Annotated in this window: 9 protein-coding genes; 1 reads left to right on the top strand and 8 read right to left on the bottom strand. The window is 35.0% G+C overall.

Features of this window, described 5'->3' with window-relative positions; genetic code table 11:
• On the top strand, positions 1-852 hold an 852-nt coding region (locus FJR38_RS27200), incomplete at its 5' end, for a hypothetical protein (RefSeq protein ID WP_168540691.1).
• Positions 853-909: 57 nt separating this feature from the next.
• On the opposite strand, the gene FJR38_RS27195 is transcribed toward FJR38_RS27200, so the two are convergent.
• The 8 genes from FJR38_RS27195 to FJR38_RS27160 form a co-directional block, all read right to left on the bottom strand.
• Positions 910-4,077 (bottom strand): type I restriction endonuclease subunit R, encoded by a 3,168-nt coding sequence (locus tag FJR38_RS27195; protein WP_168540689.1) that lies wholly within the window; start codon positions 4,075-4,077, stop codon positions 910-912.
• A gap of 58 nt (positions 4,078-4,135) precedes the next feature.
• Positions 4,136-5,467: a restriction endonuclease subunit S gene (locus tag FJR38_RS27190; protein ID WP_168540687.1), complete on the bottom strand. Its 1,332-nt coding sequence runs from the start codon at positions 5,465-5,467 to the stop codon at positions 4,136-4,138.
• A gap of 4 nt (positions 5,468-5,471) precedes the next feature.
• Positions 5,472-7,034 carry a class I SAM-dependent DNA methyltransferase gene (locus FJR38_RS27185; RefSeq protein ID WP_168540685.1) on the bottom strand — a complete coding sequence of 521 codons (1,563 nt, stop codon included), beginning with the start codon at positions 7,032-7,034 and terminating at the stop codon, positions 5,472-5,474.
• Positions 7,035-7,144: 110 nt separating this feature from the next.
• Positions 7,145-7,957, bottom strand: coding sequence for a nucleotidyl transferase AbiEii/AbiGii toxin family protein (locus tag FJR38_RS27180; RefSeq protein ID WP_168540683.1), 813 nt, complete (start codon positions 7,955-7,957; stop codon positions 7,145-7,147).
• The gene (locus FJR38_RS27175) at positions 7,954-8,190 is read right to left on the bottom strand and encodes a hypothetical protein (RefSeq protein WP_174764145.1); all 237 of its coding nucleotides are present in this window, start codon (positions 8,188-8,190) and stop codon (positions 7,954-7,956) included. The genes FJR38_RS27180 and FJR38_RS27175 overlap by 4 nt, the downstream gene beginning before the upstream one ends.
• 135 nt (positions 8,191-8,325) lie before the next feature.
• A complete protein-coding gene (locus tag FJR38_RS27170) occupies positions 8,326-8,979 on the bottom strand; it encodes a site-specific integrase (RefSeq protein ID WP_168540681.1) in 654 nt (217 codons plus the stop codon).
• A gap of 45 nt (positions 8,980-9,024) precedes the next feature.
• Positions 9,025-9,246, bottom strand: a complete 222-nt coding sequence (locus FJR38_RS27165) for a hypothetical protein (protein WP_168540679.1) — start codon at positions 9,244-9,246, stop codon at positions 9,025-9,027.
• 11 nt (positions 9,247-9,257) lie between these two features.
• Positions 9,258-11,408 (bottom strand): hypothetical protein (locus tag FJR38_RS27160; protein ID WP_168540677.1); only part of this gene is annotated, 2,151 nt, incomplete at its 5' end.

Raw genomic sequence — 11,408 nt, 5'->3', positions numbered from 1 at the left:
GTATCAGATGGGAACTTTGCAAGATGTAGAACTGTTTTGAGAAAAGCTATCCAATCGGCTTTTCCTGATAAAAATGAAGCTACACCCGGTTACTACTTTACTAAAGCTGGTAAGGGTCAATTAGAACGATTTGAACACTTAGCTTTATGGTATGCCACCGCTAGTGAGGAACGATGGGAAGTAGTTGGAGACGATGCTAGAAATCAATATCATTCTGGCTTTTCACCATCATTAGAAACCGCTACAGAATTTAAACCAGAAACCACTACAGAAGAAAATACCGTAACAGAATTAATTGCACATATTCCCACAGAAACTAAACCAGAAACTACTACAGAATTAACTTTAGAATCTATGGACATCACAACTTTAAAACTTGATGCTGATACTCAACAAAAGGTACAAGATGCACTAGATTATTCTGGTTTGTCTCTCTCAGAATTTATTCAAAAAGCTTGTACTATTTATGCGACTACTTTAACAGGTAAAGCTAAACAATTTGATTCTGATTTATCAGAAGTTGAAACACAAGAATTACTTAGTGCAAAATATAAAACTCATCCTGGACGTGCTAGAGAAATGGTTAAACGTGCCATACAGGCAATTAAAATACATAACTCGGAAATAGTATCAGAGACGGGGGATAGGTGGCATATTAATCAAACTGCTATCCAATCCCTAACAGGATCAAAACCTCAAACTGTGAAAGAAATATTAACGGACTATCAGGATGATATTACAAGCCACAATACAACTCATGAACTTACACCATATCTGAACCGCAAAGTAGATAAGCGCAAAATAGAAGATGTTATTGATGTCGCGGCTTTAGTTCCTAATGGGATTGAATAAAAGCTTTATACAGCAATATTTTTAGGGAGTTTAAACGCTCCCTAATGCCAAATTATTTTATATCTCCTCAATACTGCTTTCCTGTCCTGAATAAGACTCATAGATATGCTTATAAACCTCTAAACATTTTTCCTCATATATATCTGTTGAGTAACTTTGAGGTAATTTGTCTAGAATATCTTTAATTGCCACTTCTACTCCTGCTCTAGTTTGCTGGCGTTTTCTCCAGTCTAAAACTAACTTCTCACGCTTTAATGTTTCTAGTAATTCTCTAGCTACTTGTTTTACTTCTAATTCTTCTTCTTTGGTGAGTTTAATTTCTGGTTTAGTTAATAAATCAAAAATGGCTAATTCATCTTCAGTTAATCTATTTGCTATTGCTCTTTTATCTTCTGTCTTTAAATCTTGAGCAAAGTTAATCAATTCATTAAAAAACCATTCAACATTTCTAGAACCTGAATTATATTCATCTATCATTTTCTGAAATTTATCTAGATAGTTAATCCGGGTTCTATTTACCTGCACCATGTTTTTTAGTTTATTGCTAATATTGCTTTTTAGTTTTTCTGCTGATGTTCTCTGATAGCCAGTATTAAATTCTGCTTGTAATGCTGCAAAATCTAAATCATTGAGATTTACTAATTGGCTAGGATTATTAGAGATGATAAATTGTCCAGCCGTAATAGAATCATCTAATAATTCTTCTACCTGTTCTACAATATCAGATACATCTATATCTGGAACTTCTAAACGAAGTTTATCAGCTAATCTTGCTAAGAGTGATTGAGTTTTGGTAAATTCACTAGCAGCGATATCAGGTAATATTGCTTTATAAAGTTTAGTGACGTTGCTAACAATAGAAAAATAATTTCGTTTAGCATCATCATTAACTAATATTGCTTCTACAGCTTCATTCCAAAATTTAGTCCGTAAGAAAGCATCCTGAGTATTTTCTAACTGGATAAAGTCAATTCCTTTATTTTGACAAAATACTAAAGCTTCCGTTATTGCTTCTCGCAATTGTCCTACTAAAGCTGATTTGTTTTTAACTGGTTTATCACCTTCTTTAACTCCACCACCAGAAGCAGAACCATAAATAGCTAATGCGTTTTCTAAGTCTTTAAATACACCTATATAATCAATAATTAACCCGTTATTTTTATCTTTAAAAACACGGTTAGCTCTAGCTATAGTTTGCATAAGAGTATGATTATACATTGGTTTATCTAGATAAATGGTAGAACAGCTAGGAGCATCAAAACCAGTTATCCACATTGCACAAACAAATACTATTCTTAATGGGTTCTCAACATCTTTGAATTTCTCATCTAGTGCTGGTGATTCCTTCACCATTCTTTGACGGTGAGATGTAATATCTAATTCTTTTTTCTGAAAAGCTTCTATTTCACCTTGAGACTGAGAAACAATTACAGCCATGTCTGTTTCTTCTAAGTAACGAATTTGTTTAGATAGTCGCTTCTGTTCAAATTCACTAATATTTAATGTTGCTAATTCTGTTTTAAGTTTAGTTAAATATTGTTGCCAATAATACTGAACTTTATTATACATTTTTACGGCTGTAAATCTATCAATAGAAACTACCATTGCTTTACCTTTGTAGCCTCTATTTAAAAAATGAGAAACTATATCAGCCGCTATTACTTCTAAACGGTCATTTCTAGTAATAAGTTGATATTGTCTAGCGCATTGTCTTTCTAAATTCTTTTCTTCTTCCTCATCTAACATGGCATTATCAATAATGCGATAAACATCTTCATTTAACTCATCATTTTTTAGCTGTAGTTCAGGAATCCGATTTTCATAAAATAGGGGAACTGTGGCGTTATCTTCTACTGATTGACGGAAGTTATAGATACTAATATAATTACCAAATTCTTTTCTAGTTCTTTCTTCTCCTGCCATTAATGGAGTACCTGTAAAGCCAATAAATGCGGCATTTTTAAGGGCTTTTCTCATGTTTAAAGCAAATGTATCATATTGGCTACGGTGAGCTTCATCAGCAATAACAATAATGTCTGAACGGTCGGATAATAACGGGTATGTTTCACCTTTTTCTGTACGGAATTTTTGAATTAATGTGAATATATAGCGGTGGTCTTCTTTAAGTAATTGTTTTAAATGTTCAGCATTTTTAGCTCTTACTTCTTTTTCTGGGGCTGTAACTACTCCAGAATAAGCGAAATTTTTATATATTTGCTTGTCTAGGTCTTCTCTATCTGTGATTATTAAAAATGTCCAGTTACCAGCTATTTTACGGAGTATTTTCTGTGAGAAGAAAACCATTGAATAGCTTTTTCCGCTTCCTTGAGTATGCCAAAATACTCCTAATTTACCTTGATTATTTTTAATATCTTTAACCGCTTCTATGGCACTATTAACACCTAAAAACTGATGATTTTTAGCGACTATTTTAACTAATTTACCTTTAGCAGTATAGAAAAAGATAAAGTTTTCTACCAAGTCTAACAGTCGGGTTTTATTACAAGTCCCTTGAATAATGGTATCTAAAGAAATTACGCCTTCTTCACCTTCATCATTGATTTTCTTCCATTCGCTGTAGTGTTCCCAAGATGCAGTTAAACTACCAATACGGCTTTTACTGCCATTAGAAAGAATAATAACGGCGTTGTACCAGAAAAGTTGAGGAATCGTCCGTTTATAGTCTTGTAAGTTATTTTTATAAGCTAATTCTAAGCGTTTATGGTTGGCTTTTAGTTCAATAAATACTAAAGGTAAACCATTTATAAAACCTATTAAATCAGCACGTCTAGTATAAATATCACCTGTCATCCAAAATTGTGAAGCTAGGAAGAAATCATTATTGCTGGGTGTGTTCCAGTCAATAATTTTTACTGTTTCTTTTATTTCTTCATGGTTAGCATCTTTAAAGCTGACTTTTACCCCAGTTTTTAATAGTTGGTAAATTTCTTTATTAGCATTTTCTAAACTTAATGTACTACGACTGCGGGTAAGTTCCTCTATGGCTAATTCTAGAGCTTCGTTTGGTAAGTCTGGGTTAAGTCTGGTTAAGGCTGTACGCAGTTTAGGAAGTAATACTACCTCATCCCTTGTTTCTCTTCCTAATGTGCCATTTATGCCTATTTCTTCATCATAGCAGTTGGCTGTATTCCAGCCTAATTCGGAAAATAGCTTGATTGTGGCATTTTCTAGGGCTTCTTCCGAGTCGGGGTGAGGGTAGTGCATAAGTATTAGTGTATTTACAGAGATTATCTATATCTACTATGCACTATTTATTAAATGGCTATGCAGCAATTTCTACTGTGTCTATTTCTAGGTTCTCTACATCTATTTCTCCTGAGATTAATTTAGGTAGGAGTAAGTCACGGGTTTTTCGGAGGTTAATATTTTTGATTTCTAAATTACTAATTTGTTCAAAAATTGGAGATATAAACTGATAAAATAAATTCATAATTTTTGATATAGGTAATATTAAATTTAAACTTTCAATTTGTGTGGGGCTAACATTTGCCTGACTTGCTGCTCCTGAAGCCATTAAAGCAATACTACGGCTTTTTTCTTCAGAAGAAAGCAAGTAAAATAGATAGGGTATACTACATTTATATATATCTTTTATTATGATTTTACCTGCTCTCTGATTTAAAAGAGATAATTCTTTCCCTTTAAAATTAATGGCTACTCTACCAACAACAGAATTGGGCTGTGTAAGATGTGAACCAGTTAATGAAATTAAAAGTTCACCTTTTTTAACATGATACTTTTGATTTAATTTTAATAGAAATTTATCATCAACATATTGAACATCAGAAAAATCTACTGTTCCAATACGGATATTTTTAATTTTGATAATAGGTATTCCTTCTTCTTTAAAGTCTGTGCTTTTAAATGCAAATCCTGAAATCACCTGAGCAACATCACCCAATTTTACAACCTCCCACCCTTCAGGAATTAAACCTAATTCAGACTCAACCATTTTCACCTGTTCATGACCAGGAAAGCGGAACTTTACAAACCACTCATTGTAGAGAGTTTGCGCCATTTCTTCTAATATTTTGATGCGTCTTGTGTTATTTTCGATTAAGTCATCATAGTTAGATAAGATAGAGGCAATTTTCTTTTGGGTGGGCTGAGGAGGATAATATAAAGGTAATGACTTAATCATTTCTAAACTGACGTAACTTTGAGCTACACCACCTTTAATACTATACAATGCGTCTTGAAAAATATAACCATTAATCCAGTAATAAAGATACTTAGGATATATAACTGATTTGTTTGGTCTTAAAATTGATACACTACTTGACAAACCAAATTTATCTTGAGTTTTATATAAGTATGGTTCACCTATAGTTCCTATAATGCTGAATAAAACATCATCTATTTGAGGTTTAGTTAATGCCTTTGAATTATCTCTAAAATACTTTTGGTAATCTTCTTCAGATATATAATCTACTTTAGATAAATCCAGACCTCCACGTTTAAAATTTTTTGATGTCAAATACATTATGCCTGTTGGCTGTCTTTTAATAGAAGCGTGTGCGCCATCGCCTACTAGACAATAATCTCCAATAGTTTTTGTCATCCAAAATGATAATTTATTATTAATTACAGTCATTACACTATCCCTCCAAAAGCATAGTTACATTCTCACCAATTCTTTCCTCTAACTCTCTAGCTTCTACATTCAAAACTTCTAACTCCTCATTTAATTCTTCTAATCTTTCCGCAAAATCAAAATCTTCTACAACCTTATCAGCAACTCCCACATAACGACCAGGGTTTAAACTCCAACCTTGCGCTTCAATCTCATTAATAGTTGCAACTTTACACAACCCAGCAACATCAATATATTTACATTCTGGGAATTTCTCTTGTAAAATTGCCTCACTATCATAATTATTTTCTACCGCTTCACCCCTATATAACCTAACAATATTAGCGATAAATTCAATTTGTTCTGCCGTAAATTCTCGATGCGCTCTATCTATTTGTGTAAAAATATGTCTAGCATCAATAAATAATACTTTATTCTTACGAATTGTATCTCTTTTTCCCCTATCAAAAAACCATAAAGTACAAGGTAAAGTCACTGTGTAGAAGAAGTTAGAACCAACAGCAACCATGACATCAACTACAGATATTTGTATTAACTTCTTACGGATTTCTAACTCAGAACTTCTAGCATCACTAGCAGAGTTAGCCATGACAAAACCTGCTCTACCTGTTTCATTTAAGGAACTATAAAATAAATTAATCCAGATATAATTAGCATTATCTGTTTTGGGTAATCCCAACTCTTTAAATCGGATATCACCTTTCATTTTCTCCTTATCCACCTTATCAACATTAAATGGTGGATTTGCCATCAGAAAATCAAAATAATCTATATCTATGTTGGCGTGGTTAACCTCATAATAAGTATTACCTTGTTTAATCTCTCCTGAAAGTCCATGTACTGCTAAGTTCATCTGGCATAAATTTACAGTTTCTTCTACTTTCTCCTGACCATAAATACTAATTTCTGTACTCGGATTCTTTTTGTGTCTTTCTATAAATTTCGCACTTTGGACAAACATACCACCAGATCCACAAGTAGGGTCATATATTCGACCATGATAGGGTTCTAAGATTTCAACTATTAATTTAACTATAGAAGTTGGTGTAAAGAATTCTCCCCCTTTTTGCCCTTCACTCATGGCAAATTTGCTAAGAAAGTATTGATAAATTGTCCCGAAAGTATCCCCTTCTAAATCAGCACCAAAATCAATTTTATTAAACTTTTTTAATAATTCAACTAATAATTCATTATCTAAATTAGTGTAGCTATTTGGTAAAGCCCCTTCTAAATCTTTATTTTCTTTTTCTATTGCCTTCATGGCATCGTTTATCTTTTTACCAAAATTTTCATCTTCAGATAAATTAATTAAATAAGAAAATCGTGCCTCTTCAGGCAAATACATGACACCTTTGGCTTGATAATCTGTTTTACTAATTCCTCTTCTACCGCTTCCCTTGCTTTTTAATTCTTGCTCAATCTTAGTAAATTTCCAGTCAGCATAACGCAGAAAAATTAAGCCTAATACTGGTACTGAATACTCTGAAGATTTAAGTTTAGAATTTGCCCTAAGTTCATCAGCAGCATCCCATAAACGTTTTTCTAAATCTGTTGTGTTGGCAGCCATAGAGGAACAATCATAATTAAACCTTATGAATTATACGACTATCTGAGTATCTAAATACCATAAGTTTGCTTTTACTTATGCTAAAAAAACTTTAACCCCTGACTTGAAACCTAATCATCGGCTGGAATTCTCACTGTAGGCGATTTTACGCTGATATCATTAAAACCTTGTGTCTCTAAATCCGCAAAGATATCATGCTGTTCTTGAAAAAGCCTCTCCGTCTGGGATAAACCTAAATCTTCCGCCAATAAATCAATACCGTCAATAATTTTGGGGATCTGTGCTTTATCAACTTGTAGTCCAACAAAAAATTTTTCTCTGTAATCTGGTCTTGACTGAAAGCGTTCAATCGCTTTTTTCAAAGGTCGCATCACTTCATAAGCGATTTCAGCCTTATCAATTGATACTTGAGGGATTGGAGATTGCAACCTGAGAACTGCTAGATCAATTAAATCTCTCGCTTCAACGCCATCATCCATGTAGCGGTCAGAATTTGATAGCAGTTTAGAGGTAAAACAGTCATTGAGACTTAAACAGGGAACAGGCGACCATTCAGGATATCTTGGTGGGTCTAGTTGAAAACGATTTTCCGCAATAATTTCGGTTTTTATAGGTATATTATCTACAAAAACTATCATCCTGATTCCATATTGGTCAGTTGTGCTACGTCCAATTTTGATTTTACTTAAATCACGAAATAATGCTTCATGCCCACCGTCAAATACTACTTGACGGAGGTATTTATAGCCTTGCGTACCAACGGAAGCAATAAAATCAACATCCTTACTCCATCGGTATTCTTCAAAATCAAGTGCAAGAAGAGTCCCACCACCGAAGTAAGCAGAACCCTCTTTAAGTACCTCAGAATCTAAACACTCAAGAATCGTGAGAATTTTATTGTGATGTTCTAACCTGAAGGTCATAAAGCTACTTGTACCCAGGATTTATACTTTGTAGCAAGTTTCTTGAGGAAATCAAGCTCATCACCTTCGAGGTTATTAAATAGATTGCAATATGTCCAACCACGCTCATAGCGACTTAACATTTCTTCTGGAGTAAACCGATAGACATCTGCTGTTTGCCAACAGATTGACTCCAAAAAAGGTAGTTTTTTGGGGACATTCATTGGGTCAGTTGTTGGTGCTGCGGTTGCCATAACTCTATTAACTGTCTTACCTTTGTTTCCTGATTCTAATTTTAACTGGAGTTTATCAATCTGAAATTTAATTTTACCCCAACACTAAAACCGTAAATAAAAATTATGCTTTTAAATATATATACTTAATCATATCTAGTCTTGTTTAGTTTCCACCCGTAATGATTCAGGTGTTGAGAGGTCGTTAAATGGGGGTTTGACGACATCACCCACAGGTGACAGCATTGATAAGGCAGAAACAGCCCCTAACACCTGTTCATCACTCACCTCTAAATACCTTTGCAACTGTTCTAAATTCCTATGTCCTGATAATTCCTGAATCACCCTTAACGGTATACCCGCGTTACTCATCTGGGTTAAGGCTGTCCGTCTGAAGCTGTGGGTACTAACTCCAGTGATTCCTACTTGCTCACAAGCTTTCCTTAAAATCCTTGCTGCTGAATCGTGGCTAATATGTCCGTTGCTTCTACCAGGGAACAGGTAATCATAACCTGCTAGTCGGTAATGTTCAGCGAGTAACCGCCGTAAGTCTTCAATTACTGGGATGGAACGGGTGGCCAGTTTTCCTTTGGTGTTTGATTTTCTAATTACAAATAGTGATCTAACTTCACCCTTGGGTGTGTAAACGTCCCCAGTTAGCAGGGTTACACATTCTCTAATCCTACAGGCACTAAACAAACACACACCAAACAGCATCCGGTCACGGTCGTTATCTAGACCTTGACTAAATATTAACTGGATTTCCTGCTGTGTAAGAACTTTGGCGCGTCCGTGCCTGTTGATTTTCATAAACCACTGTAGACCCCTGTGATCTACAGCTTACAATTACAGGGACTAAAACGGAATATCGTCGGGGTCTATACCATCTGGATAACCTTTAAAATCTATTTTAGGTGGCACTTTACGGACTGAAAACCAAGGGTGATAAAACTTTCCTTCTATATTTCTCCCTACCAATTCATCCCCTAACCAAATAGTAAAGCTATATGAGAAGAACTGCTTTTCAAATAGCTGAACACGAAAACCGAATAACTCAATAGTGTAAAATACTGGCATTTCTCACACTCCTAAACGCTAAATGATTTACTGCAAGAATTACAAGAATATCGCTGCTTATCACCTGATTTACCATTCTTTTTAATGTTAACTGAACCGCAGTGAACACAGGCTATATTTTGCCCTTCCTTTATGGCTTTTGACTGCCACGGACTCGACACAAGCCATGATTTATTATTAGTCAGTCCCCCTTCTAGTGCGGTGGGAATCTCTACAAAATCATACTTCATGCCGTCAACCAATAAAGCCAGTCGGTAATGGTTTTTAACTAGTATATCTGCATTTTGGCTATTAAAAAACTCGGATACTTTTGCATAGATGCTAGGGATTTTATTCTTCATTTCAGAACTCCATCCCATATCATCGGCGTGTTTTATTGCTGTTCCAATTGCATCGCCAATAAACATTAAGCCGCAGTTATTCATCTCATCCCATGTCCACCCATTCTTACCAACTTCTGATGATTGACCTATTAAGATTAACTTCATTTTACGGTGGCGTATCTCAGTCCAAATTTGACTAATACCTGCTTTTTGTTTCTTGTCAAAAGTCTTATCTGTCTCATCGAAAATACCCATAACTGGGATATCTGGGTTAAATGATTGATTCTCTTTTCTGTCGTTAAATTCCTCTATGAATGTGTCGAGAATGTTAGCAGCTTGCGTAGGACTTTTAGCAATTTTAGGACAGTTCCAATAATCCTCAAAACTGCCATGTTGCGGGTCACTTAACCACAGTTCCCAACCTTCCCAATGGTTTATGTAATGGTGCAAAAGATTCTTTACTGCAATACCTTTACCGCCCCCGGTGCGGGTCATAACTCGCAATGTAGGCTTGTTTTGATGATATCTACTAACAATCTCACCAAATTTGTTAGATGGTTCAATTAACCGCCGTATGTCCTCAATCGTTGCGCTTTTCTTCTCCATCTTACGCAGTTCAATCTCAAGACTCACATAATTACCGCGCTCGGACTGGGTAAACTTGGGACTATTTAAACTTCCTGATAATTCCTTAATTTTGTCTGGGTTATTTCCGTCGTTGAGTTGATCACAAGGAATAAATCTATTATTTCTTGATAGATGAAATAGCAGCTTATACCCTTCTGATGTACTGCTAAAATCAATTGCATCAAGGGTAATTCCTAATTTTGAGGAATAGTAATTAATAATTGAATTGCCTACCCTAGCACTTTCCGAAGTCCCTACAAACTGCAAAGGTTTACTCAAATCTTGGAGTTTACCATTAAGACTTAATATCTGATTTTGCAATGTTTCCAATTCTTGAGACTGCGCTAAACCGTCGTTAACAACCTCGCTAAAATCTTGCTTATATGCACTAATTACTCCGTCTGCCACCTGTCCAAATTCTGCTTGTATGGCTTTAATATTCCCTAAGAAATATTCACGTAGTTTAGTTAATTTTTCCTCATGTTCTGTAATGGGGATAACGTTGTAAAGCTGCTTTTGTAGATGGTCACAGGCTGCTTTATAAAGCTTGGCTTTAATAGATGACCCTTTGAGAATAATCTCATGCTGTATGGCAATACAAGCCGCTATCAAGTCCTCATTACTCAAGCTGCTATTGTCAGAAATTACCCCTATTTGTGCTGATAACTGTTTGCAATCGTGGTTAAATTGGTTCAATAATTCTGTGCAGTTGTTCCGTACATCGGGAAACTTCTTCACTAAGTAGGGAATTAATGAATTAATTTGAGATTGTGCTGTTTCCAAACTTTCCCGCAATGTAGTGACAGCGGTTTCAAAGTTAATAGATTGGGTATCATTTAGCAGTTCCTTAGTGGCTTTTAGTTCAGTTTCCAATTGAGTAGATAAAGCCAACAGATTACTAATATCTTGATGCTGTTTCTCTATTTCCTCATCGGCGGAAACTAATAATTTATGCTTATCAGCCAACATACTAGCGAAGCTGTTTGTTTCCGTTCTCAAACTGTCAATTTCCGCTAACAACTTATTGCGTTTTTTATTACTAATTTTCTGACTAGATACTATGGCTAAATTAGACGCACCAAGTGACCCTAATCCAGATGAGATAAGGAATTGTGAGAACTGCTGATAGGGTGTGAACAGTGCGATAAAGCCAGTAAATGATACACCCAATGACCCGACTATAAAGCTATTTCTTAATACTTGAAAGTTCAT

This window comes from Anabaena sp. UHCC 0253 (assembly GCF_009712085.1).
Taxonomy (GTDB): Bacteria; Cyanobacteriota; Cyanobacteriia; order Cyanobacteriales; family Nostocaceae; genus Dolichospermum.
Note: the sequence above shows the minus strand (reverse complement) of the source record. Positions and strands in the feature narration are given on the sequence as shown.